Here is a 24250-nt window from a genome sequence, read left to right as displayed (position 1 = left end):
GGGAGTCCGTCATGAGCGAGCACGTGTACCGGGTGACCGAGATCGTCGGGTCCTCGACCGAGAGCGTCGACGACGCGATCCGCAAGGGCGTCGAGCGGGCGTCCCGGACGCTGCGCAACCTCGACTGGTTCGAGGTGACGCAGATCCGGGGCCACCTCGCGGACGGCCGGATCAAGCACTACCAGGTCGGTCTGAAGGTCGGTTTCCGGCTGGACGACGAGGGCTGACCGCGCCACCGCACCGGGTGGTCAGCGGTCCCGCTCCGGCAGCACCAGCGGGACGCCGGTGCGCGGGTGCGGCAGCACCTCGACCGGGTGGCCGTACACCTCGCTGAGCAGCGGCGCGCGCAGCACCTCGGCCACCGGCCCGTCCGCGACCGTGGCACCGGCGGTCAGCAGCACCACCCGGTCCGCGTAGGCCGCCGCCAGTGAGAGGTCGTGCAGCACCACGACCACGCCGTCCCCGGCGGCGGCCCGCGCCCGGGCCACCCGCAGCACCAGCTCCTGGTGGCGCAGGTCGAGGGCGGCGGTCGGCTCGTCCAGGAGCAGCAGTGGGGCGCGCTGCGCCAGGACCCGGGCGAGCGCCACCCGGGCCCGTTCGCCGCCGGAGAGCGCGGTGAACGGGCGCTCGGCGAAGGCGGTGGACTCGGTGGCGGCCATCGCCTCGGCGATCACCGGTTCGTCCTCGGCGGCGGCCGCCGTACCGGACCAGGGGGCGCGGCCCATCCGGACCACCTCGCCGGCCGGGAACGGGAAGGACAGCGCGGCGGACTGCGGCAGCAGCGCCCGGTGCCGGGCGAGTTCGGCGGTGCCGTACCCGGCCAGCGGGCGGCCGTGCAGCCGGACCTCGCCCGCGGTCGGCGGGAGGTCCCCGGCGAGGACGGAGAGCAGGGTGGACTTGCCGGCGCCGTTCGGGCCGAGCAGCGCCAGCACCTCGCCCGCCGCGACCCGGACCGAGGCGCCGGCCAGCAGTTCGCGCCCGCCGACGGTCAGCCGGACGGCGTCGGCGGTGAGCAGTTCGTCCCCGGGCAGCGGGCGTCGGGGTACCGACCGGTCGGTGCGCAGTCTCATGCCCAGCCTCCCTGCTTGGTCCTGGTCCGGCGCAGCAGCCAGAAGAAGAACGGGCTGCCGATCAGCGCGGTGAGCACGCCGAGCGGCAGTTCGGCGGGCTCGGCGAGGGTGCGGGCGGCGAGGTCGCCCGCGACCAGCACCAGGGCGCCGCCGAGGGCGGAGGCGGGCAGCAGGAAGCGGTGGCCCGGGCCGGCCGCCATCCGCAGCAGGTGCGGGACGACCAGCCCGACGAAGCCGATGATGCCGCTGACGGCGACGGCGGCGGCGGTCAGCAGCGCGACGACGGTGATCAGCACCAGCCGCATCCGCTCGACGTCCACCCCGAGGTGGCGGGCCGGGCGTTCGCCGAGCGCCAGCAGGTCCAGCTTCCGCGCGTGGAGCGGTGCCACGGCGAGGCCGACGGCGGCGAACGGGAGGACGGCGAGCACCTTGCCCCAGGTGGCCTGGGAGAGCGAGCCGAGCTGCCAGAAGGTGACCTGGCTGATCGCCGCGGAGTCGGCGGTGAACAGGAAGATGCCGATCAGGGCGCCGCAGAAGGCGTTGACGGCGACCCCGGTGAGGATCAGCGTGACCACCTCGGTGCGGCCGCCGGAGCGGGACATCGCGTACACCGCGAAGACCGTGACCAGGCCGCCGGCGAAGGCGAAGACGGTCACCGTCCAGTTGCCGAGGGCGTCCAGGCCGAGCACGATGCAGGCCACCGCGCCGACCGCGCCGCCGGAGGAGACGCCGATCACGGCCGGCTCGGCGAGCGGATTGCCGAACACGCCCTGCATCAGCGCGCCCGCGCAGCCCAGCGAGCCGCCGACCAGCAGGGCCAGCACCACCCGGGGGAGGCGGACGTTCCAGAGCACCGACTCGGGGACGCGGTCCAGCGCGTGCCCGCCGAGGCCGAGCCGGTGGGCGAAGGAGGCGAGGATGTCGCCGAGCGGGATCCGGTAGGCGCCGATGCCGGCCGCGAGCAGGGCGCAGAGCACCAGGGCGACGGCGAGCGCGGTGGTGATCAGGGCGGTGCGGCTGCGGGCCCTGGGCAGCGGGACGGGCTTCTCCCGTACGGCGGTGCTCACTTGGCGGCCGTCGGGTAGAGCTGCTCGGCGATCTCGCGCAACACCTGCGGGGTGCGCGGGCCGTAGCTGAGCAGCTGGCCGTCCTCGATCGAGACGATCCGGCGGTCCAGCCCGGCCGGGGTCTGGGCGACACCGGGCAGCTTGAGCAGGCCGTCGACGCCGCCGACCGAGTCCAGGCCCTTGCTCATCACCAGGATCGCGTCGGGCGCGGCCTTGACCAGGGCCTCGCTGGTGAGCGGGGTGAAGTCGCCGGTGAGCCCGGCGGCCTGGCCCGCGTCCTCGCCGCCGACGGCCTCGATCAGCGAGGTGGCGCCGGAGGCGGGGCCGCCCAGCAGGAAGACGGAGGCGCTGCCGCGCAGGTAGAGGAAGGCGACCCTGGGACGGCGGTCGGCGCCGGGGAGCGCGGCCCTGGCCTCGGTGATCCGCTGCTCGGTGCGCTCCTTCAGCTGCCGTCCCGCGTCCGGGACGCCGAGGGCGGCCGCGACGGTGTCGATCCGGGGGCCGACGTCGGCGAGCCGCTTGGCGTCGTCCAGGACGATCAGCGGGACGCCGGCCGCCCGGATCTGCGCGATGGCCTCGGCCGGGCCGGTGGAGCGGTCGGCGAGGACGACGGTGGGGTGCAGCGAGAGCACGCCCTCGGCGGAGACGTCGTGGGCCTGGGTGATCACCGGCAGCGCGGAGGCCTGCTGGAAGGTGGTGGAGACGTCCCGGGCGACCACCCTGGGGCCGAGGCCGAGGCTGAACACGATCTCGGCGAGGCTGCCGTTCAGCGGGATGATCCGGTCGGCGCTGGTGACGGTGACCGATCGGCCGTCGGCGGAGGCGGCGGTGGCCGGCAGCTGCGGGGCGGGCTCGACGGGCAGTGGCTCGACCGCGTCCGGGGCGCGCGAGGTGCCGGCCGAGCCGGCCGCTCCGGTCGCGCCGGTGGCCGCGCCGCAGGCGGTCAGGGCGAGCAGCAGGCCGAGGGCGAGCAGCAGGAGGGCGGGCCCGCGGGTGGCCCGGGTTCGGATCGTGCTGCTCAACATGCGGCCCTTCACTGGGAGTTGTCACCACCGGCGGCCGGGTGCGAGGGGCGGCGGGGGGACTCTTGACTCATATATTAGGTTAGCCTTACCTCAGTTTCGCAAGGGGGTCGGCGTCGTGCCGGCCCCTTCCCCCGTCGTGTCCCCTGTCGTGCCGAGGAGTGATCCCCCGTGCCTCTGCCCAGACGGCTCCGTCGCCTGGCCGCCTCCCTGGTGGCCGCTCTGGCAGCCCTCCTCACCGCGGCGCTGCTGCCCTTCCAGGCGGCCGCCGCCGAGGGGAAGGTCTCCGGCGGGAGACTGGACTGGGGGATCAAACAGTCCTTCCTGACGTACGTCACCGGGCCCATCGCCAAGGGGAGTTGGGGGCTGACCGGAGGCGCGGCCACGGTCGGTGGCAGCACCTTCCGGTTCCACTCCGCCACCGGCACGTACGACCCGGCGAGCGGGGCGCTGAGCGCCGGGTTCTCCGGCGGTGTCCGGTTCACCGGGCACCAGGAGAACGGCGTCAACGCGCTCGACCTGAGCGTCGGACGGATCACCTTCCGGGCCGTCCAGGGCGGCGCGGCCGGGCTCTACGCGGACGTCAGCAGCAAGTCCAGGGAGACCGGACAGGTCAGCAGCGCCAGTCAGGCGAAACTGGCCGATCTCTCGCTGGCCGGCGTCGATCTGCGCGGCGCGGCCGGGACCCTGACGCTCAGCAATGTGCCCGCGACGCTGACCGACGCCGGGGCCAAGGCCTTCGGCAGCTTCTACACCGCCGGGACGGCGCTGGACCCGGTCACGCTCTCGGTCAACCTGCCCGCGACGCAGCCCACCACCGCGCGGGGCACGCCCTCCCCGGCCGCCACCACGCCGCCGGCCACCACGCCGGCCGCCGAGCCGCCGACCGCGCAGCCGACGACCGGTCAGCCGTCGAGCGCCGCCCCGCAGGCCCCCGCCCGCACCGAGTTCGCCAACGGCGCGCTCGACTGGGGCGTACGGCGGACCTTCCGCGACTACGTCACGGGTTCGATCGCCAAGGGCCGCTGGGAACTCGGCGGCGGCGCGGCGGACGGCGGCGCGTTCTACCGCTGGACCCCGGCCAGGGGTGGCTACGACGCCGCCACCGGAGAGCTCACCGCCGCCTTCTCCGGCAGCGTCCGCTTCACCGGGATGCGGAGCGGCGACGGCTACGGGCTGGACCTCACCCTCGCCAACCCGGGGGTGACGGTGGCCGGCGGCCAGGGCCGGCTGGTCGCGGACGTCTCCGGCCGGACGCCGGACGGCGGCTCGCAGCAGCTCACCGGCGTCCGGCTGGCCGTCTTCGACGCGGCCGGCCTCACGCCCGAGGGCGGTCTGCTGAAGGCCGTCGAGCTGCCGCTGAAGCTCACCGAGGAGGGGGCCAAGGCGTTCGGCAACCTCTACCCGGCGGGCACCGACATGGACCCGCTGAGCTTCGCGGTCGCCCTCGACCCGGCCGCCGCCCTGCCCCCGCTGCCCGACATCGGCAGCGCCCCGGCCGCCACCGCGACGCCCTCCGCCGCGCCGGTCGCCTCCTCCGCCTCCTCCTCGGGCGGTGTCCCGGTGGTGGCGGTGGCCGGCGGCCTGCTGGTGGCGGCGCTCGCCGCGGCCGGCGGCGTGCTCGCCCGGCGCCGGAGCCGCCGGTCCGCCCCCGGCGACGCGTCCTGACCCGGCCCCGCCCCGGTCTGACGCCGCACCACCTTCCCCCGCCCACCGAACGGAGCACCACCATGTCCCGCAGCACCGCCCAGCGGCCGGGCCGCCGCAACCGCACCCGCCTCGCCGCCCTCGCGGCCGCCACCGCCGGCCTCGGCCTGACCGCCTTCGGCGCCCCCGCGCTGGCCCTCGCCGCAGGCGGCCCCGGCAGCGTCACGTACGACACCGGCGGGCTGGACTGGGGGGTGAAGGCCAGCTTCCGTAGCTACGTCACCGGGCCGATCGGCCAGGGTGGTGTGGAGCTGACCGGGGGCGCCACCACCAACGCCGACGGCAGCTTCCACTTCGGCCTGGCGAGCGCCACGTACGACCTGTCCACGCACGTCCTCAGCTCGGCCTTCACCGGTGGCGTCCGGTTCAGCGCCCACCACGGCGCGCTGGACGTGGCGCTGAGCGACCTGAAGATCAGCACCTCGGGGACGGCCGGCACGCTCACCGCCGACACCGCGTCCAAGGAGACGGTCGGCGCCGAGATCACCCGACGGGACGACGTGCCGCTGGCGACGTTCACCGTCGGCCGGGACACCACCACCGGCGTGCCTACGGCGGCCAAGCTCACCGAGGAGGGCGCCAGGGCGTTCGCGGGCTTCTACCAGGCCGGCGCGGACCTCGACCCGTTGTCGCTGCTGCTGAAGCAGAGCCCGGCCACGCCCTCGCCGACCGCCACGCCGTCCGCCACGCCGTCCGCGACCCAGTCGCCGAGCCCCACCCGGTCGCCGTCCGCCACGGGTACCCCGGCGCCGACCGGTTCGCCGTCCGCGACCGGCACCCCGTCGCCGACCGCCTCCGCCACCACGACCGGTACTCCTTCGCCGACCGGCTCGCCGTCGGCGAGCGCGACGGGCACCGGTACCCCCTCGCCGACGGGTACGCCGTCCGCCACCGGCACCCCCTCGGCCACCACCGCGCCGAGCGGCAACGGCGAACTCGCCATCGTCAACGGCACCCTGGACTGGTCGGTCAAGGCGAGCTTCCGCAAGTACCTGGAGAGCCCGGTCGCCAACGGCAAGGTCGAGTTCGGCGGCGGCGCGGCCGACTACCGCTTCGCCGGCGCCACCGGCACGTACGACACCGCGACCCACTCGGTGGCGGCCGGCTTCAACGGCTCGGTCCGTTTCCTCGGCCACCCGGAGAACGGCGGCTACAAGCTGGACACCACCATCTCCAAGCCGGGCCTGACGATCGACCGGGACGGCGCGTACCTGACCGCCGACGTCAACGCCAAGTCCATGGACGGGAAGAGCACCTCGCTCTCCGCTGCCAGGATCGCCAAGCTGGACCTCTCGAAGGCCGACCTCGCCCCGGTCGACGGCGTGGTGACGCTCTCCGCGGTGCCCGCCACGCTGACCGCCGAGGGCGTGCCCGCGTTCGCCAACTACCAGGCGGGCGAGGCGCTGGACCCGGTCTCGGTCTCGCTGGCCTTCGACCGGAACGCCCAGCTGCCGACCACCCCGCCGGCCGGTGGCACGACCGGTGGCACGGCGGGTGGCACGACCGGCGGTGCCGACTCCGGTACGGGCGGCGCGGGTACGGCCGGTGGTGCCACGCTGACCACCGGCGGCGCCGGCCTCGGCGGTGGCGGCCTGCTGGCCTCCACCGGCTCCGGCACCCCCGTGGTGCCGCTGCTGGCCACCGCCGCCGGACTGCTGCTGGTCGGCGGCAGCGCCACCGTCCTGGTCCGCCGCCGCGGCGCGCAGGCCTGACGGACCCCCGCCCGAAGCGGCCCGCACACGAAACGGCCCCGGTGAGCGGTTGCTCGCCGGGGCCCACGTGTGCGGGGAGAAACGTTTATGCACTCAGCGGGTAGCGCGCGTCCAGGTCGCGGAAGACCGCGCCGTTGAGCACGAAGGCGCGCTTGCACTCGTCGACCACCCGACGGCGCTCGATGTCGTCCAGCGCCAGGCCGGCGGCGTCCAGCCTGGCCCGGTACTCGCGCTTGAAGGCGGCCGGGTTGTCGACCTCCTCGAAGACGTAGAACCGCACGCCGTCGCCCTTGCGCTCGAAGCCCCAGGTCTTCTCGGCTATGCCGCGGATGATCTGACCGCCGGACAGGTCGCCGAGGTAGCGGGTGTAGTGGTGCGCGATGTACCCGGCCGGCCACTCGGCCGCCAGCTCCTCCACCCGGGCGACGTACGCGGCGGTGGCGGGCAGCGGCGCCAGCCCCGCGCGCCAGTCGGCTCCGCGCAGGTGCTCCAGATCGCGCTCGATGGCGGCGGTGCGCAGCAGCGCGCGGTCGATGAACGGTCCGGCCACCGGATGGTCCGCCAGCTCGGCGGTCCGGCCCTCCAGCGCGCGGTAGACGTACCAGAGCTGGCTCGTGAGGTCGGCGTAGGCGTCGATCCCGAGCCGTCCGCCGAGCAGGTGGCTCATGAACGAGGACTGTTCCGCGGCCTCGTGTTCCTCGCTGCTGGCGGTGCGGAGCACGGTGGAGAACGGAGCGGGCTGCTCGGGCGTGGGCATGCGGGCCTCCAGGGGATCGGGATCACCCCCGATTGTTATGGTTAGCCTAACCTAAGTCAACGTCATGCCGACAGGTTGTCGGTAAACCCGGACCATAGTCCCGGCCCCGGACACGGCGAAGGCCGGGGCCCGCGGATCGCTCCGCAAACCCCGGCCTCCGACTGCCTCGACCTGCCTCGAACGGCCCTGGACGAACGAGATCGGTACGACGGCTCAGTGACCGCCGGACTCCGCCAGACGCTTGATCGAGGCGGTGACCTCGGCCTCGGCCTCGGCGCGGCCGACCCAGTTGGCGCCCTCGACCGACTTGCCCGGCTCCAGGTCCTTGTAGACCTCGAAGAAGTGCTGGATCTCCAGGCGGTCGAACTCCGACACGTGGTGGATGTCGCGCAGGTGCTCCCAGCGCGGGTCGGTCGCCGGGACGCACAGCAGCTTGTCGTCGCCGCCGGCCTCGTCCGTCATCTGGAACATGCCGATGGCGCGGCACTTGATGAGGCAACCGGGGAAGGTCGGCTCGTCCAGGATGACCAGCGCGTCCAGCGGGTCGCCGTCCTCGCCGAGCGTGCCCTCGACGTAGCCGTAGTCGGCCGGGTAGCGGGTCGAGGTGAAGAGCATCCGGTCAAGCCGCAGACGACCGGACTCGTGGTCGACCTCGTACTTGTTGCGGGAGCCCTTCGGGATTTCGATAAGGACGTCGAACTCCAACGGTTCCTCCAAGGTAGGGACTGACAGAATCCAAGTGTCTCCTACGGGAGTGAGTGCTCGGGAAAGGGGCCGTCGGTGAGAGCTGGGGTCGGGGCGGGGCATCGCCGCCGGGGAACGGCCGCAGGGCTGTTCGGAGCGGCGGTGCTGGTCGCCGGTACGGTCCTGACCTCGGGTGGTGCGTACGCGCAGCCGTCCCCCTCGCCCGGCGGGCACACCGCCGGGCACGGCGAGGGCGACGAGCGGTCCCCCGTCCCGTCCGGCTCCGCGGCCCCGTCCGCCGCCGGCCGCCCGGCGCCCGCCGCGACGGGCGTCCTGACCGCCGCCGAGGCCGGTCCGACGGCCGGGGTGCCGACCCTCCAGGGCCTCCAGCAGGCGCTCGCCGGCGCGCTCGGCGACAAGAGCCTCGGCACCGTCACCTTCGCCGTCGCGGACGCGGCCGGCGGCCGGCTCCTGTACGGCTCCGGGGCGGACACGCCCGCCACCCCCGCCTCCACCACCAAACTGGCGACCACGGTGGCCGCGCTCTCGCTGATCCCGGCGGACACCCGGCTGAGCACCCGGGTCGTCAAGGGAACGGACCCGGACCGGATCACCCTCGTGGGTGGCGGGGACCCGACGCTCACCGCGCTGCCCGCCGACCAGGTGCAGATCGGCGGGCTCCCGGCCGACGCCGACACCGCGCCGGCCTCGCTGGACGCACTGGCGCGCCAGACCGCCGCCGCCCTGAGGGCCGTCGGCACCACCACGGTCAGGCTGGACTACGACCTCTCGCTCTACTCCGGCAACCCGCAGCACAAGAACCACGACGCGGCGAACATCGCCCTGGTCACCCCGCTGATGATCGACGAGGGCAAGGTCGACCCGAAGAGCCGCGAGGAGGCGCCGGCCCGGGTGGCCGACCCGGCCGCCCAGGCGGCCGACGCCTTCGCCGCCCTGCTCAAGGCCCAGGGCATCACCGTCGACGGCAAGGCCAGGCCGTCCGCCGCCCCGGCGCCCGCCGCCGCACCGGTCCTCGGCCGGGTGGACTCACCGACCGTCGCCCGGCTCGTCGAGCGGCTGCTGACCACCTCGGACAACACCCTCGCCGAGGCGATCGCCCGTCAGGCCGCGCTGGCCGCAGGCCAACCGGCCAGCTTCGAGGGCGCCGCCACCGCCGTCACCCAGGAGCTCGCCCGGCTCGGCGTGCCGACGGCCGGAGTGGTGCTCAACGACGGCAGCGGGCTGCACCCCGACAACGCGATCCCGCCGGCCGTCCTGGTCCACCTGCTCGCGCTGGCCGCCTCGGACCAGCACCCGAAGCTGCGCCCGGTGCTGACCGGCCTGCCGATCGCCGGTTTCACCGGCACCCTCGGCAAGCGCTTCGGCGTCAACTCCGGTGCGGCGGAGGCGGCCGGTCTGGTCCGCGCCAAGACCGGCAGCCTGAGCGGCGTCAACACGCTGGCCGGGACGGTGGTGGACGCCGACGGCCGGCTGCTCTCCTTCGCCGTGATGACGAGGACCGCCGCCCCCGCCGACACCGCCCGCGCGGCCATGGACCGCATCGTCGCCCGGCTGGCCGCCTGCGGCTGCCACTGACCCGGACGCACCGGAGCGGTCCACTCCCCAGGACGTCGGCGCCTGTGGCTCCCCCCGACGGACGGGAGCACGTACGGTGAGGGCATGACGAGCGCGAGCGGCGGTGCTGACATGGTCGACTGGAATCTCGCGGTCGCAACCGCGACCAGGCTGGTACGGCCGGGGCCGGAGGTGAGCCGCGCCGAAGCGGCGGCCGTGGTGGCGGAGCTGCGCCGGCACGCCCTGGAGGCCGAGGAGCACGTCCGGGGGTTCACCGGGATGCGCTCCAGCAGTCTCACCGAGACGGCCGCGACCCCGGTGCTGATCGTGGACCGCCCCGGCTGGGTGCGGGCCAACGTGGCGGGCTTCCGCACCATCGTCCAGCCCCTGGTGGAGAAGCTCCAGGCCCGCCGGGCGGGCAGCACCACGGCGGGCGTCCTCGGCACGGTGGGGGAGAAGGCCACCGGCATCGAGGTCGGCGCCCTGCTGGCCTTCCTCTCCACCAAGGTGCTCGGGCAGTACGAGACCTTCGCCCCGGCGGAGCCCTCGCTGGAGGCGCCGGACAGCCCGGCCGCGCTGTTCGACAAGCCCCGGCTCGGCCCCGAGGACCCGGGCCCGGGCCGGCTGCTGCTGGTGGCCCCGAACATCGTGCACGTCGAGCGCGAGCTGGACGTCGACCCGTCGGACTTCCGGCTCTGGGTCTGCCTGCACGAGGAGACCCACCGCACCCAGTTCACCGCCGTCCCGTGGCTGCGCGACCACATCCAGTCCGAGGTGCAGTCCTTCCTGGCCGAGACGGACGTCGACCCGGGCGCGCTGCTGGACCGCCTGCGGGACGCGGCCGGTTCGCTCGGCGGCGGCCTGCCGGGTCTGGCCGGCCGCGGCGACGGCTCGGCGTCCACCGGTCTGCTGGAGGTCGTCCAGTCGCCCGCGCAGCGCGAGATCCTGGGCCGGCTGACGGCCGTGATGTCGCTGCTGGAGGGCCACGCCGACGTGGTGATGGACGGCGTCGGCCCGGCCGTGGTGCCGAGCGTGGCGGAGATCCGGGAGAAGTTCCAGCAGCGCCGGGACCGCGGCGCCAACCGCCTCGACCTGGTGCTCCGCCGACTGCTCGGCATGGACGCCAAGCTCCGTCAGTACCAGGACGGCGCGGTCTTCGTGCGCGGTGTGGTCGAGCGGGTCGGCATGGACGGCTTCAACCGGGTCTGGACCTCGCCGAACACCCTGCCGACCAAGGACGAGATCCACGACCCGGCCGCCTGGGTCGCCCGCGTCGCCCACTGATCCGACCAGCCGACCAGCCGCCGATCACGCGAGCTGCTGATCAGATTGGCCACCGAAGGGTGGCCGACGGCGGTCAAACCCGTTCGTACGAGTGGTCCAATCGTGCAGATGGCGGGTGAAGATACGTTTTTCCATTCACCCGTACGTGGGACGGTGGTCGTACTGGTGGCGCGGGTGGCGTAGCGGGTCGCTCCTTTCTGCCACCATCTGTGAGCGCCCGGTAACGAGGCGCTTACGGAGGGTGCGGTTCCCGCCGCGCCCGCCGCCGTCCTGTCCCCTCCGCCGAGGAGTCGTCCGCCGTGGGCCCACACCCCGCCGTCGCAGCGATACGCCTGGCCGTACGCCGCACGCTCACCGACCTCGCCGCCGAGGCCGGCACCACCTTCACCGCCCCGGTCCGGGAGCCGCGCGAGCGTTCGAGCGGAGCGCCGCTGGTCGGCGCCGCCGTCGGGACCACCCTGATCGGCAACGCCCACCGCCACCCCTCCGGGCTGCCGCGCACCCCGGCCGCTCCCGGCTCGCCGCTGGTCCTGGTCGCCGTCAGCGGGGGCGCGGACTCCATGGCCCTGGCCATCGCCGCCGCCTTCGAAGCCCCCAAGATCGGCCTGCGGGTCGGTGCCGTCACCGTCGACCACGGCCTCCAGGACGGCTCCGCCGACCGCGCCGCCCAGGTCGCCGACCGGCTGCGCTCGCTCGGGCTCGACCCGGTCGAGGCGGTCCCGGTCCGGGTCGGCCGGGCCGGCGGACCGGAGGCCGCGGCCCGGGACGCCCGCTACGCGGCCCTGGACGAGGCCGCCGAGCGCCACGGCGCGGTCGCCGTCCTGCTCGGCCACACCCGTGACGACCAGGCGGAGACGGTGCTGCTGGGCCTCGCCCGGGGTTCGGGCTCCCGTTCGCTGGCCGGGATGCCCGCCCAGAAGGGCCGCTACCGCCGCCCGCTGCTGGAGCTGGACCGGGCCGCCACCCGGCAGGCCTGCTCCGCCCAGTCGATCCCGGTCTGGGACGACCCGCACAACTGTGACCCGGCGTACACCCGCTCCCGGGTGCGCCACGAGGTGCTGCCGGTCCTGGAGAAGCATCTCGGCGGCGGCGTGGTGGAGGCGCTGGCCCGCACCGCCCGGCTGTTCCGCGACGACGCCGACGCCCTGGACCAGTGGGCCGCGCTGGCCGAGCGCGATCTCCGGTCCGGCGAGGGCGCCCTGGAGGTCGTGAAGCTGGCCGAACTGCCGCCCGCGGTGCGCCGCCGGGTCCTGCGCAGGGCCGCACTGCGGGCGGGCTGCCCGGCCGGGGACCTCTTCGCGCGGCACCTCGAAACGATCGACCTGCTGGTCACCGGATGGCGCGGTCAGGGGCCGCTGCACCTACCCGGGGGCGTCGAGGCCACCCGCAGGTGTGGCACGCTGGTCTTTCGGCGACAGGGCGACTGACGGGCAGGCATGCTCCCGGGGCGCCGGGCCGCCGGCCACACAGACCCCGAACGTTTGAGGACGTATCCCCGGTGGATCAGAACGACATGGGCGCTGACCTCGCGAAGGTGCTCATCAGCAAGGACGAGATCGACGCCAAGCTCCTGGAGCTGGCCGAGCGCATCGACCGGGACTACGCAGGCAAGGATCTGTTGATCGTCGGTGTCCTCAAGGGGGCCGTGATGGTCATGGCGGACCTCGCCCGCACCCTGCACTCGCAGGTGACCATGGACTGGATGGCGGTCTCCTCGTACGGCATGGGCACCAAGTCCTCCGGTGTGGTGCGGATCCTCAAGGACCTCGACACCGACATCGCCGGCCGGGACGTCCTGATCGTCGAGGACATCATCGACTCCGGGCTGACGCTGTCCTGGCTGCTGGGCAACCTGGGCTCGCGCGGCCCGGCCTCGCTGGAGGTCTGTGCCCTGCTGCGCAAGCCCGACGCCGCCAAGGTCGAGATCGACGTCAAGTACGTCGGTTTCGACATCCCCAACGAGTTCGTGGTCGGCTATGGCCTGGACTACGCGGAGAAGCTGCGCAACCTCCCGTTCATCGGCACCCTCGCCCCGCACGTCTACGGCGGCTGAGAGCTCCGTTCGGGCTACGGGCGGGAACAGTACGCCGTTCCCGCCCGTTGAGTCGGGGGGACAAAGAAATACGTCGTGTCGCTGTGCTCCCGCCACGGGCGGGTCGGACTGCGGTACGGTCCAATAAAACCGCTCTTCACATGAGCACAGACCGGATGCGCCGGCGGCCACGGCCCCGCGGCGCCGTTGAGTGGCAGGAGGGACGGGGCGGCAACGCCCCGCATGGATGGACGTCAAGCGATACTTCCGTGCGCCGATCATGTGGATCGTGCTGGCCGTCCTCGCCGTCATCGTCTTGATGCAGGTCGTTTCGGATTCGAACGGCTACAAGACGGTGGACACCGGGCAGGTCGTCGCCGCGATCGACGCCAAGCAGGTCAAGTCGGCGCAGATCACCACCGGTGACTCGAACACGATCAAGATCCAGCTGAAGGACGGCGCAAGCCTGTCCAACGCCGGTACGGGCAAGGTTCCGTCCGGCAGCAAGTTCCAGGCCTCGTACATCGGCGACCAGGGTGTCGCGATCGCCGACAAGCTCCAGGCCCAGATCAACGACAACGACCAGAGCACGCTCTCCGAGGGCTACACCATCAGCCCGGAGAAGCAGAGCACCTTCGTCAGCCTGCTGCTGTCGATGCTGCCCATTGTGATCATCGTCCTGGTCTTCCTGTTCCTGATGAACCAGATGCAGGGCGGCGGCTCGCGCGTCATGCAGTTCGGCAAGTCCAAGGCCAAGCTGCTCACCAAGGACACCCCGAAGACCACCTTCTCGGATGTCGCCGGTGCGGACGAGGCGGTCGAGGAGCTCCACGAGATCAAGGAGTTCCTGCAGGAGCCGGCCAAGTTCCAGGCGGTCGGCGCCAAGATCCCCAAGGGCGTGCTGCTGTACGGCCCGCCCGGTACCGGTAAGACCCTGCTGGCGCGTGCCGTCGCGGGCGAGGCCGGGGTGCCGTTCTACTCGATCTCGGGTTCCGACTTCGTCGAGATGTTCGTCGGTGTCGGCGCCAGCCGGGTCCGCGACCTCTTCGAGCAGGCCAAGGCGAACGCCCCGGCGATCGTCTTCGTCGACGAGATCGACGCCGTCGGCCGGCACCGCGGTGCGGGCCTCGGCGGTGGCCACGACGAGCGCGAGCAGACCCTCAACCAGCTGCTGGTCGAGATGGACGGCTTCGACGTCAAGGGCGGCGTCATCCTGATCGCCGCCACCAACCGCCCCGACATCCTGGACCCGGCGCTGCTGCGCCCGGGCCGCTTCGACCGCCAGATCGCGGTGGAGCGTCCCGACCTCCAGGGCCGGCTGGACATCCTCAAGGTGCACCAGAAGGGCAAGCCGATCGCGCCGGACGTCGACCTCTCGGCCGTCGCCAAGCGCACCCCCGGCTTCACCGGCGCGGATCTGTCGAACGTCCTCAACGAGGCCGCTCTGCTGACCGCCCGTTCGGACAAGAAGCTGATCGACAACGGCATCCTGGACGAGGCGATCGACCGCGTCGTGGCCGGTCCGCAGAAGCGCACGCGGATCATGTCCGACCGGGAGAAGAAGATCACCGCGTACCACGAGGGCGGCCACGCCCTGGTGGCGGCGGCGTGCCCCAACAGCGACCCGGTGCACAAGATCACCATCCTGTCCCGCGGCCGGGCCCTCGGCTACACCATGGTGCTGCCGGACGAGGACAAGTACTCCACCACCCGCAACGAGATGCTGGACCAGCTGGCCTACATGCTGGGCGGCCGCGCGGCGGAGGAGCTGGTCTTCCACGACCCGACCACCGGTGCGTCGAACGACATCGAGAAGGCCACCGCGACGGCCCGCGCCATGGTCACCCAGTACGGGATGACCGAGCGGCTCGGCGCGATCAAGTTCGGTTCGGACAGCGCCGAGCCGTTCCTGGGCCGTGAGATGGGCCACCAGCGCGACTACTCGGAAGAGGTCGCCGGGCTGGTCGACGAAGAGGTCAAGAAGCTCATCGAGACCGCGCACAACGAGGCCTGGGAGATCCTGGTCGAGAACCGCGACGTGCTCGACAACCTGGTCCTGGAGCTCCTGGAGAAGGAGACCCTCAACAAGGAGCAGATCGCCGAGATCTTCGCGACGATCGTCAAGCGCCCGGCCCGGCCGGCCTGGACGGGCTCGTCCCGGCGCACGCCGTCCACCCGGCCGCCGGTGCAGTCCCCGAAGGAGCTGGCGCTGACCAACGGCGCCGCCGCTGCGGAGACCACCCCGGTCGACGTGGTGAAGCTCCCGCCGCTGCCGACCGAGCCGCCCGCCGAGGGCTGATCCGGCCGCCTGGCAAAGGACGGAATGGATGCCGCGTCACCAGGGTTTGTACCCTGGAGGCGCGGCATCCGTGCTGTTAAGCCAAGTCCCACCTAGTTAGCGAGGCCCGCATGATCGACCCGGTGACGCTCGACGGTTCGTCCACCGTCGGGACCTTCGACCAGAAGCGGGCCGAGAACGCCATTCGCGAGCTGCTGCTCGCCGTGGGGGAGGACCCGGACCGCGAGGGTCTGCTGGAGACCCCGGCCCGGGTGGCCCGGGCGTACAAGGAGATATTCGCCGGCCTCTGGCAGGAGCCCGAGGACGTTCTGACCACCACCTTCGACCTCGGCCACGACGAGATGGTGCTGGTCAAGGACATCGAGCTGACCTCGGTCTGCGAGCACCACCTGGTGCCGTTCCGGGGCGTCGCGCACGTCGGGTACATCCCGTCCACCAGCGGCAAGATCACCGGGCTGTCCAAGCTGGCCCGGCTGGTCGACGTCTACGCCCGCCGCCCGCAGGTGCAGGAGCGGCTCACCAGCCAGGTCGCGGACGCGCTGATGCGGATCCTCGAACCGCGCGGCGCGATCGTCGTGGTCGAGTGCGAGCACATGTGCATGTCGATGCGCGGCATCCGCAAGCCCGGCGCCAAGACGATCACCTCCTGCGTGCGCGGCCAGCTGCGCGACCCGGCCACCCGGGCCGAGGCGATGAGCCTGATCATCGGGCGGTAGCGGTAGCGGTAGCGGGCGGCGGATGCGCTCAGAGCACCCCGTGCGGTGCGGGCGAGCCCGGCCGGGAGGGTGGCCACCTTCCCGGCCGCGCCGCCGGTCAGGCCCAGTTGAGCCGGGCGCTCATCCACTCCAGGGCGGCGGGCAGCTCGCGGACCCAGCTCTCGAAGTTGTGGCCGCCGTCGTCCAGGTAGAGCGAATCGACCTTGAACTGCGGGTTGGCGGCCGCCACCTGCCGGGCGTGGTCGACGAACCTCAGCGTGTCCGGGTAGTCCGACTCCTTGCGGGTGCTGATCACCAGCAGTGAGAGGGCCGGCGCCGGGAGGTTCTGCAGCCGCCAGTCGAGGTCGCTCTGGGCGGCCAGGGTCTGATCGCCGCCGAAGAGGTTGCCGCCGGTGAACTGGTCCTCGGCCACCTTGAAGTCGGCGTGCATGCCGGTGCCGTTGCCGTAGACCTCCGGGAAGCGCATCGCCAGACGGAGCGCGCAGCTCCCGCCGGAGGAGAAGCCGAGCACACCCCAGGAGGAGGGCGAGCGGCTGACCCGGTAGGCCGAGCGGAGCGCCTCGGGCACGTCCTTGGCGAACCAGGACTCGGTGCGCGGCCCGCCGGGCACGTCGACGCACTCGGTGTCGCGGGGCGGGGCGACGGTCGGGCGGGCCAGCACGATGATGGCGGGTGCCATCTTCCCGGTCTTCCGCAGCTCCCAGGCGGTCTGCGGGACGGGCAGCTCCTTGAGCAGTTGCAGGGTGGTGCCGGGGAAGCCGGCCAGGGCGAGCAGCACCGGGAAGCGGACCATGGCGAGCTTCGGGTCGAAGTACTCGGGCGGCAGGTAGACGAACATCTGGTCGGAGAGGCCGCTCTCCGTGCCGGTGATCTCGACCGACTCCACCTTGCCGACCTCCTTCGGGGGACCCTTGGGCAGGTCGGTGACGGTCTCCAGGCCGCCCTCGGTGCTCGGCTGGACCAGCTCGTCGGAGGCCGGTGCGCCGCCCTTGTGGTTCTCGTTGCTGGTGAGGGTCAGTTTGGCGCCGCCGGGGTTCAGCAGGTCGTCCCACGAGGTGTAGAAGCCGAAGGAGTTGTTGACGGACAGCGCCAGCACGGCCAGGACCAGAGCCTGAGTGACCGTCATCAGTCCGATCCGGCCGAGCACCGGCAGCGGGCGCTGGCGGGCCAGCCGGGGCCAGAGCCAGAGGGTGGCGACCAGGGCCGCCGCGCCGAGTGCGAGCAGCGAGTTCACCAGCGCGTTGCTGGTCAGTTCCATGCCGTCGGCCTTCCGGTAGGACACTGCGGTGCGGGCTTCATCGTCTGGCGGTCCGTCAGCCGGGGCCACCGCGGCTAGGCTGTCCGGGCGCCGGGGCAGGCAGGGGAGGCCGGGAGTGACCGGACGCAACCGGAGCCCTAGAATGCGGCGTCCACCGTACGTACCGCGTACGTGAGGGCCCCGTCGCGCCACGCGGCACCGGGGCTCCGGCTCCCACCCTCGGCTCAATCGCAGCGCGTGCTCGGTTCCGGTTTACCTTCCGTTTCCGGTTCCTTGGTATGCGTATTGCCTGATGAAGGAAAAGGCATGAAGGTCCATCACAACTCCTCCCCCGGAGTGACAGGACACCGCTCCACAGCCTCTACGCTGAGCTTCCATGAGCGTTCCCGTGTCCGTTGAGCCGAGCCCCGAGCAGCCGCGTCGTCGGCGCAGTCTGCAGACGCTTCGCACCCAAGCCGCCGCCGTTCCGAGGGCCTGGCTCCCCGGCGTGGTCGGCTACGCCTGTCTGCTGATCGGGCTGGTGGACATCGCCAGCGCGGTGTTCCCCAGGCTCCGGCACAGCAAGGTGCACAGCTTCGCCGGGCAGCTGCCCGGCGGTACCACCACCCTGGCCGCGGCCGGGACGCTGATGATCGGCCTGCTGCTGGTGCTGCTCGCCCACGCGCTGCGCCGGCGCAAGCGGCGCGCCTGGCGCGCGGTCTGCGTGCTGCTGCCGGTCGGCGCCGCACTGCACATCCTGCGCTGGCACCAGATCGGCCCGGCGGTGGTCTCGCTGGTGCTGTTCGCGGTGATGCTGGTGCACCAGCGCGAGTTCTACGCCAAGGCGGACCCGCGCACCCGCTGGCGGGCCGTGGTCAACCTGGTCGTCATGGGCACCGTCAGCGTGCTGCTCGGCCTGCTGATCGTGAGCACCCGGGCCAAGTACGAGATCGGCCACCCGGGCCTGTTCGAGCGGCTCCAGCATGTCGGGTACGGGCTGTTCGGCTTCGAGGGGCCGGTCCACTACAACGCGGACCGGATGTCCGACCTGGTCGCCTACCTGCTCGGCGGCATGGGCCTGTTCACCGCCTTCACCACCGCCTACCTGGCGCTGCGCCCGGAGAAGCCGAAGCCGGAGCTGACCACCGAGGACGAGGAGAAGGTCCGCGGGCTGCTCGACCGGCACGGCGAGCGGGACTCGCTGGGCTACTTCGCGCTGCGCCGCGACAAGAGCGTGCTCTTCTCGCCCACCGGCAAGGCGGCGATCTCCTACCGGGTGGTCTCCGGCGTGATGCTCGCCTCCGGTGACCCGGTCGGCGACGTGGAGGCCTGGCCGGGCGCGATCAAGGTGTTCATGGCCGAGGCCCGCGAGCACGCCTGGGTGCCGGCCGTGATGGGCTGCAGCGAGGTCGGCGGCGAGGTCTGGACCCGCGAGGCGGGCCTGGACGCGCTGGAGCTGGGCGACGAGGCGATCGTCGACACCGGCACCTTCTCGCTCGCCGGGCGGGCCATGCGCAACGTCCGCCAGATGGTCAAGCGGATCGAGCGCAACGGCTACTCCTGCCAGGTGCGGCGGGTCGCCGACCTCAGCCAGGAGGAGAAGTACCGGATCGCCGATGCCGCCGCCCGCTGGCGCGGCACCGACACCGAGCGCGGCTTCTCGATGGCCCTCGGCCGCTTCGGCGACCCGGGCGACGACGCCTGCGTGGTGGTCACCGCCCACAAGGCCCCGGAGGAGGGCGAGACCGGGGACGACCTGAAGGCCGTGCTGCACTTCGTGCCCTGGGGGCCGGACGGCATCTCGCTGGAGCTGATGCGCCGCGACCGGGCCGCCGACCCGGGCCTGAACGAACTGCTGATCGTCGCCGCCCTGCAGGCCGTGCCCGCGATGGGCGTGCGCCGGGTGTCGCTCAACTTCGCGATGTTCCGATCGGCGCTGGCCCGCGGCGAGCGGATCGGCGCCGGCCCGGTGCTGCGGGCCTGGCGCGGGCTGCTGGTGTTCCTCTCGCGCTGGTTCCAGATCGAGTCGCTGTACAAGTTCAACGCCAAGTTCCAGCCCGAGTGGGAGCCGCGCTTCCTGGTCTTCCCCAACACCCGCGACCTGCCGCGGATCGGATTCGCCGCGATGCAGGCCGAGGCCTTCATCACCCTCGGCATGCCGCGCCTGGGCCGCAGGCGCCAGCGGGAGGGCCTGATGCCCGCCCCGGCCCGGCCGGAGGTCGGCGAGGCCGCCTGACCACGCCGCCGCCGACCTGGACGGAGCCCCCGCCGAGAATCCTCGGCGGGGGCTCCGTTCGATAATGGGGGTATGAGCGATTTGCTGTCCTTCTCCCTTCCGGCCGGACTGCCGCGGCTCGACCGCTGCGCCGTGATGGGCGTGGTCAACGTCACGCCCGACTCCTTCTCGGACGGCGGGATGTGGCACGACCCCGCCCGCGCGATCGCGCACGGACTCGCGCTCCGGGCCAGGGGCGCGGACCTGGTGGACGTCGGGGGCGAGTCCACCCGGCCCGGCTCGCAGCGGGTGTCCGAGGAGGAGGAGCTCCGCCGGGTGCTGCCGGTGGTGCGCGAACTGGCCGACGCCGGGGTGGTCGTCTCCATCGACACCATGCGCGCCGTGGTCGCCGAGCAGGCCGTCGCGGCCGGCGCCCGGGTGGTCAACGACGTCTCCGGCGGCCTCGCCGACCCGGCGATGGCCCGGGTGGTGGCCGAGACCGGCGCGCCCTTCGTGGTGATGCACTGGCGCGGGCAGTCCGCCGACATGGACGCCCTGGCGGTCTACGACGACGTGGTCGCGGACGTGGTCGGCGAGCTGACCGCCCGGGTGGAGGCGCTGCTGGCGGCGGGCGTCAAGGAGGAGCAGCTGATCCTCGACCCCGGTCTGGGCTTCGCCAAGACCCCCGAGCACAACTGGGCCCTGCTCGGCCGTCTCGACGCCCTCACCGCGCTCGGGCGTCCCGTGCTCGTCGCCGCATCGCGCAAGCGGTTCCTGGGTACGCTGCTCGCCGACCCGGAAACCGGGGAACTGCGCCCGGCCCGGGAGCGCGACGACGCGACCGCCGCGGTGTCGGTGCTGTCGGCCCGGGCCGGTGCCTGGGCGGTGCGGGTGCACGACGTGTCCGGCACGGCGGACGCCGTCCGGGTGGTCGCGGCCTGGCAGCGCGCGGCTCGGTAGGGCTCCTCCTGCCCGTTGGCAGGCAAGGAGGGAGGCGAGACGGGAGGGCCAGTGGCAGGTGACGGCAGGGTGAGTGGCGAGACCGCGGGACAGCGGGCCCGTGAGGCGGACCGGGAGGCCGTACTGGCGGCCAACCAGGCGCTGTACGAGGCCCTGGAGAACGGCGATCTGGAGGCGGTCGAGAACGCCTGGCTGGGGGCCGCCGACGCCGACGACAAGGGCGGCGTGGTGTGTGTGCACCCCGGCTGGCCGGTGCTGCGCGGACGGGCCCAGGTGACCCGCTCGTACATGCTGATCATGATGAACACGGAGTACATCCAGTTTTTCCTGACCGATGTCGAGGCCGAGGTGCACGGCGATGTGGCCCTTGTCACGTGCACCGAGAACATCCTCTCCGGCGGTGAGGCCGAGGAGGAGGGCGAACTCGGCCCGCTGATCGGCGGAAAGGTCGTCTCGACCAATCTCTTCCGCCGGACCCCGGCCGGGTGGAGGCTCTGGTCGCACCATGGTTCACCCGTCCTGACCAGCGGCGACGAGGACGACGAGGACTGAATCGGGCGCCGGCGGGAAATCAGTACCGGGTGGTGGCCCGGGAATGTCCGAGTGGTCACCGAACGTTCATGTCAATTGCCATTGGGGTGTGCGTGGCGACGGTTCGTGCCGGGTAGGACGGTCAGGCGTTGTCAGCGCTCGCGGGTAGATTCGAAACGGAGTGGCGAGCGCGATGCCCGCCTTCACCCTGCCTGCCCACGTCTTTTCCACGGGGGCGGGGCCCGTCCGACTGGGAGCAGTGATTCGTTTGCTGGACCGCGTCACCCTGCGGGGCCTGCGAGCCCGGGGCCACCACGGCGTCTTCGAGCGCGAGCGCATCGAGGGCCAGACCTTCGTGGTGGACCTGGTGCTGTACCTGGACACCCGCCCCGCCGCGGCCGGAGACGACCTCACCCGTACGGCGCACTACGGCATCGTGGCCGAGGAGGTCACCGCGATCATCGCCGGCGAGCCGGTCGACCTGATCGAGACCCTGGCCCAGCGCATCGCGGACCAGTGCCTGAAGCACGACCCGGTCGAGGGGGTCGAGGTCACCGTGCACAAGCCGGACGCCCCGATCACCGTGCCGTTCGACGACGTGACCGTGACCATCCACCGGGGCCGCGCATGACCCACGCCGCGTACCCCGTTCCAGCCGCAGAGGGAATCCGATGAGCACCAGCGACCCGACCGCCCCGCCGACCACGTTCGACCTGGAGAGCCGGGTGGACTCGGCCGACACCACGCTGCACAGCCAGCGCTGCGCCGTGATCGCCCTCGGCAGCAACCTGGGCAACCGTCTGGACACCCTCCAGGGCGCCGTGGACGCCCTCGCCGACACCCCCGGCCTCAGGATCAAGGCCGTCTCCGCGGTGTACGAGACGGCGGCCGTCGGCGGCCCCGACGAGCAGCCCAACTACTACAACGCGGTGGTCGTGCTGCGCACCTCGCTGCCGCCGCAGGACCTGCTGGAGCGCGGCAACGCGATCGAGGACGCCTTCGGCCGGGTCCGCACCGTCCACTGGGGCCCGCGCACCCTGGACGTCGACATCCTCACTTACGAGGGCGTCACCAGCGACGACCCGCAGCTGCTGCTGCCGCACCCGCGCTCGCACGAGCGGGCCTTCGTGCTCGCTCCCTGGCTGGACGCCCAGCCGGAGGCCGAGCTGCCCGGCCGGGGCCAGGTCGCCGAGCTGCTGGCGGCGCTCGGCGGTCCGGACTCCCAGGGGGTCCGGCGGCGTGAGGACATCCGGCTGACCCTGCCGGAATAACCGGCACCGGCCGCGGCCGGGGAACTCGGGCGGGGGCTCCGGCCGTACGAGTAGGTGTCCGCCCTCCGTGCGGGTGTCCGCCCGGCCGGGCCCGGTACGGTGGCCTGACGCCGTCGTACCCGCCCTCGGCTCCTGCCCGTCAACGGGCCGGGGGCACGCTCCCGGCCCGGCTGCCGGGGGAGAGGGCCCAGCCCGGGGGCGGCCGCCCGTCTCCGGTACCCCGGGAAAGGACCTCGTCCGAGTGAAGCTGCTTCGCCTCCGTCTGCTGGTCGGCATCACCGCCGCTACGACGGCGCTGTCCTGGGCCGGCTCCAAGCTCTGGGCCTCCCTGGACACCCTGCCGGCCGTGCCCGGCGCGGCGCCGGTGGTGCTGGCCGCGGTGGCGGTGATCCTGCTGGCCACCGCGCTCTCGTTGCGGTCCCGGCTGAAGGCGGCGCGCGAGCGGCAGCCCGGGGCGAAGGGGGTCGACCCGCTCGGCGCGGCCCGGGCGGTGGTGCTGGGGCAGGCGAGCGCGCTGGTCTCGGCGGTGGTCACCGGCATCTACGCGGGCGCGGGGATCTACTTGCTGGGCGAGCTGGACGTGTCGGCGCGCAAGGACCAGGCCGTCACGGCTGGCTTCGCGGTGCTGGCCGGTGCGGCGGTGATCGCGGCGGCGCTCTGGCTGCAGCACGTCTGCAAGCTGCCGGAGAACCACGACGACCCGAGCGGCCCGGCGGCATCCCCCCGCTGAGCGGGCGGCACTCGGTGATCTTGAGTGAGGGGCCGGGCACGTGCGGTAAAGGTTGCGTGCTGTCAAGGGCTAAAGGGGACCCTGGGCTGACACGGCCCCAATTCGCACGCTAGTTTCTTGGCATGTCTCGCGGACGCCACCGTCATTCCTCCGTCCTCGGCCGGGTCTTTCCCCCCACCGCCGCCGGCGTGCTCATCGTCGCCGCGGTGGCCGCGCTGCTTTTCAGTCAGGACACCGTCCTGGTGCGTTCGGTGGGTGTCGCCGCGGTGCTCGCCACGCTCGGGATCGCGGTGCTGCTGCGCCAGCGCGACCGGGCCGCGCGGGCGGCCGCCGAGGCCTCCGCCGCGCAGCGGCTGCGGGCCGAGGAGCGCTTCGAGGAGCAGCTCGCCGAGGCCGAGTACGCGGCGGAGGTCGCCGAGGAGCGGGCCACCCGGTTCGGCCGCCGGCTGACCGCCGAGAAGTCTCGGCTGGCGAAGGCCGAGACGGAGATCGCCCGGCTGCTGCGCGAGCGGGCCGTCGCCGTCGCCGAGCAGGCGCTCAAGGAGGCCGAGGCGACCCAGCGGGCGCTGGCCGCGAGCCGTCCCAGGTACCCGGCCAGCCCGGCGGCGTTCGTCCGCGCGGCGGCCGTGCTGCGGCAGCTGGAGCGGCGTGCGGCGGCGCAGGAGGCGCAGCGTGAGCGGGCGGCCGGTGCGCAGGTCGCGCTGCGGGCTCGTACGGCGCCCGCCGCACCGGTTCCGGCCCCCGCGCCCGTACCGGCTCCGGTGGTGCCCGCAGTGCCCGCTCCGGTGGCTCCTGCGGTGCCTGCCCCGGCGTCGGCCGCGTCCGTGGCGGCGGAGGACCAGGCCGTGGGCGAACGGCCGGCGGTCGGCGGGTCACCCGCGCGGCCGGTGCTGACCGCGACCGTCGAGCAGCTGGGCGGGACGCCCGCCGCGCCCGTGGTGCCGGCCGAGCGGCACCGGCCGCGGCCGGTGCAGTCCGGGCAGGTCCGGGGGCAGGGCTTCAGCTTCTTCGGCCGCAGCTCCGGCGCGGCCGTCCGGGCGGCGGCTCCGACGCCGGCCGTCGGGAGCGTCTCGGAGCTGGGCGAGCGCGCCGATCTGGCGGACGTGGTGGGGGACGAGGCCGTCGCCGCTCAGGCCCAGGCCCAGGCAGAGGCGCAGGCGCACGCCGCTTCGATGGTGCAGGCAGGGTCTCCCGCGCCGGAGGAAGCGGCGGTGGAGCCCGAGGTCGTCGATCTGACCCCGCACGACGAGACCGAACTGCTCCAGCTTCCGGAGCTGCGCGCCTCGCGCTGAACCCGGCGCCGTCGGCGCGGGCGGCCGGTCCGACCGGCTGCCCGCGCCGCAGTGTTTCCGGTGGCCGTCAACGCCGAAGCGCCCGGCCC

General features: G+C 73.2%; 22 protein-coding genes. 16 read left to right on the top strand and 6 right to left on the bottom strand.

Annotated elements, in window-relative coordinates; genetic code table 11:
- The first annotated feature begins 11 nt into the window (after nt 1-11).
- Nucleotides 12-227 (top strand): dodecin, encoded by a 216-nt coding sequence (locus tag ACIO5D_RS08535; protein WP_363612922.1) that lies wholly within the window; start codon nt 12-14, stop codon nt 225-227.
- Nucleotides 228-248: 21 nt separating this feature from the next.
- Here the strand turns inward: ACIO5D_RS08535 and ACIO5D_RS08530 are convergent, their stop codons facing one another.
- The 3 genes from ACIO5D_RS08530 to ACIO5D_RS08520 are packed head-to-tail and all read right to left on the bottom strand — an operon-like array spanning nt 249 to nt 3162.
- The gene (locus tag ACIO5D_RS08530) at nt 249-1070 is read right to left on the bottom strand and encodes a heme ABC transporter ATP-binding protein (protein ID WP_400653674.1); all 822 of its coding nucleotides are present in this window, start codon (nt 1068-1070) and stop codon (nt 249-251) included.
- Nucleotides 1067-2137 carry a FecCD family ABC transporter permease gene (locus tag ACIO5D_RS08525; RefSeq protein ID WP_400653675.1) on the bottom strand — a complete coding sequence of 357 codons (1071 nt, stop codon included), beginning with the start codon at nt 2135-2137 and terminating at the stop codon, nt 1067-1069. Before ACIO5D_RS08525 ends, ACIO5D_RS08530 begins: the two co-directional genes overlap by 4 nt.
- Nucleotides 2134-3162, bottom strand: coding sequence for a hemin ABC transporter substrate-binding protein (locus ACIO5D_RS08520; RefSeq protein WP_400794366.1), 1029 nt, complete (start codon nt 3160-3162; stop codon nt 2134-2136). The genes ACIO5D_RS08525 and ACIO5D_RS08520 overlap by 4 nt, the downstream gene beginning before the upstream one ends.
- A 168-nt stretch (nt 3163-3330) precedes the next feature.
- On the opposite strand from ACIO5D_RS08520, the gene ACIO5D_RS08515 reads away from it, so the two are divergent.
- Both ACIO5D_RS08515 and ACIO5D_RS08510 read left to right on the top strand, forming a co-directional pair.
- The gene (locus ACIO5D_RS08515) at nt 3331-4827 is read left to right on the top strand and encodes an HtaA domain-containing protein (RefSeq protein ID WP_400653676.1); all 1497 of its coding nucleotides are present in this window, start codon (nt 3331-3333) and stop codon (nt 4825-4827) included.
- A gap of 62 nt (nt 4828-4889) precedes the next feature.
- The gene (locus ACIO5D_RS08510; RefSeq protein WP_400794364.1) at nt 4890-6578 is read left to right on the top strand and encodes an HtaA domain-containing protein; all 1689 of its coding nucleotides are present in this window, start codon (nt 4890-4892) and stop codon (nt 6576-6578) included.
- 85 nt (nt 6579-6663) lie between these two features.
- On the opposite strand, the gene ACIO5D_RS08505 is transcribed toward ACIO5D_RS08510, so the two are convergent.
- Together ACIO5D_RS08505 and ACIO5D_RS08500 are read right to left on the bottom strand one after the other, a co-directional pair.
- Complete coding sequence (locus ACIO5D_RS08505) at nt 6664-7335, bottom strand: biliverdin-producing heme oxygenase (protein WP_363612660.1); 672 nt, start codon at nt 7333-7335, stop codon at nt 6664-6666.
- A gap of 213 nt (nt 7336-7548) precedes the next feature.
- Complete coding sequence (locus ACIO5D_RS08500) at nt 7549-8040, bottom strand: inorganic diphosphatase (protein ID WP_363612658.1); 492 nt, start codon at nt 8038-8040, stop codon at nt 7549-7551.
- A gap of 75 nt (nt 8041-8115) precedes the next feature.
- On the opposite strand from ACIO5D_RS08500, the gene dacB reads away from it, so the two are divergent.
- The 6 genes from dacB (at nt 8116) to folE (ending at nt 15925) form a co-directional block, all read left to right on the top strand.
- Complete coding sequence (gene dacB / locus ACIO5D_RS08495; protein ID WP_400794362.1) at nt 8116-9615, top strand: D-alanyl-D-alanine carboxypeptidase/D-alanyl-D-alanine-endopeptidase; 1500 nt, start codon at nt 8116-8118, stop codon at nt 9613-9615.
- Nucleotides 9616-9699: 84 nt separating this feature from the next.
- Nucleotides 9700-10878: a zinc-dependent metalloprotease gene (locus ACIO5D_RS08490; protein WP_400794360.1), complete on the top strand. Its 1179-nt coding sequence runs from the start codon at nt 9700-9702 to the stop codon at nt 10876-10878.
- A gap of 299 nt (nt 10879-11177) precedes the next feature.
- On the top strand, nt 11178-12305 hold the full coding sequence (gene tilS, locus ACIO5D_RS08485) for a tRNA lysidine(34) synthetase TilS (RefSeq protein WP_363612652.1): 1128 nt from the start codon (nt 11178-11180) through the stop codon (nt 12303-12305).
- Nucleotides 12306-12376: 71 nt separating this feature from the next.
- A complete protein-coding gene (gene hpt, locus ACIO5D_RS08480; protein ID WP_049654051.1) occupies nt 12377-12931 on the top strand; it encodes a hypoxanthine phosphoribosyltransferase in 555 nt (184 codons plus the stop codon).
- A gap of 226 nt (nt 12932-13157) precedes the next feature.
- Entirely contained in the window at nt 13158-15209 is a 2052-nt protein-coding gene (ftsH, locus tag ACIO5D_RS08475) for an ATP-dependent zinc metalloprotease FtsH (protein ID WP_363612649.1), read from the top strand.
- Nucleotides 15210-15319: 110 nt separating this feature from the next.
- Nucleotides 15320-15925, top strand: coding sequence for a GTP cyclohydrolase I FolE (gene folE, locus ACIO5D_RS08470; protein ID WP_363612647.1), 606 nt, complete (start codon nt 15320-15322; stop codon nt 15923-15925).
- Nucleotides 15926-16022: 97 nt separating this feature from the next.
- On the opposite strand, the gene ACIO5D_RS08465 is transcribed toward folE, so the two are convergent.
- Nucleotides 16023-17207 carry an alpha/beta hydrolase gene (locus ACIO5D_RS08465; RefSeq protein ID WP_400653679.1) on the bottom strand — a complete coding sequence of 395 codons (1185 nt, stop codon included), beginning with the start codon at nt 17205-17207 and terminating at the stop codon, nt 16023-16025.
- A gap of 352 nt (nt 17208-17559) precedes the next feature.
- Between ACIO5D_RS08465 and ACIO5D_RS08460 the strand changes: the two genes are divergently transcribed.
- The 7 genes from ACIO5D_RS08460 to ACIO5D_RS08430 all read left to right on the top strand — a co-directional run bounded on the left by ACIO5D_RS08460 (nt 17560) and on the right by ACIO5D_RS08430 (nt 24161).
- Nucleotides 17560-19398, top strand: coding sequence for a phosphatidylglycerol lysyltransferase domain-containing protein (locus tag ACIO5D_RS08460; RefSeq protein ID WP_400653680.1), 1839 nt, complete (start codon nt 17560-17562; stop codon nt 19396-19398).
- A 72-nt stretch (nt 19399-19470) separates the two neighbouring features.
- On the top strand, nt 19471-20337 hold the full coding sequence (folP, locus tag ACIO5D_RS08455; protein ID WP_363612640.1) for a dihydropteroate synthase: 867 nt from the start codon (nt 19471-19473) through the stop codon (nt 20335-20337).
- 69 nt (nt 20338-20406) lie between these two features.
- Nucleotides 20407-20889, top strand: coding sequence for a nuclear transport factor 2 family protein (locus ACIO5D_RS08450; RefSeq protein ID WP_363612638.1), 483 nt, complete (start codon nt 20407-20409; stop codon nt 20887-20889).
- Between the two features lie 250 nt (nt 20890-21139).
- Nucleotides 21140-21499 carry a dihydroneopterin aldolase gene (gene folB, locus ACIO5D_RS08445; protein WP_363612664.1) on the top strand — a complete coding sequence of 120 codons (360 nt, stop codon included), beginning with the start codon at nt 21140-21142 and terminating at the stop codon, nt 21497-21499.
- A gap of 40 nt (nt 21500-21539) precedes the next feature.
- Nucleotides 21540-22139, top strand: coding sequence for a 2-amino-4-hydroxy-6-hydroxymethyldihydropteridine diphosphokinase (folK, locus tag ACIO5D_RS08440; RefSeq protein WP_363612635.1), 600 nt, complete (start codon nt 21540-21542; stop codon nt 22137-22139).
- A 241-nt stretch (nt 22140-22380) separates the two neighbouring features.
- Nucleotides 22381-22869, top strand: a complete 489-nt coding sequence (locus tag ACIO5D_RS08435) for a DUF3180 domain-containing protein (RefSeq protein ID WP_363612633.1) — start codon at nt 22381-22383, stop codon at nt 22867-22869.
- A 122-nt stretch (nt 22870-22991) separates the two neighbouring features.
- Entirely contained in the window at nt 22992-24161 is a 1170-nt protein-coding gene (locus ACIO5D_RS08430) for a hypothetical protein (protein ID WP_363612631.1), read from the top strand.
- Nucleotides 24162-24250 lie beyond the last annotated feature (89 nt).

The organism is Kitasatospora sp. NPDC087315 (assembly GCF_044744345.1).
Lineage (GTDB): Bacteria > Actinomycetota > Actinomycetes > Streptomycetales > Streptomycetaceae > Kitasatospora.
The sequence above is the reverse complement of the archived record's forward strand: the minus strand, read 5'-3'. Positions and strand labels throughout refer to the sequence as shown.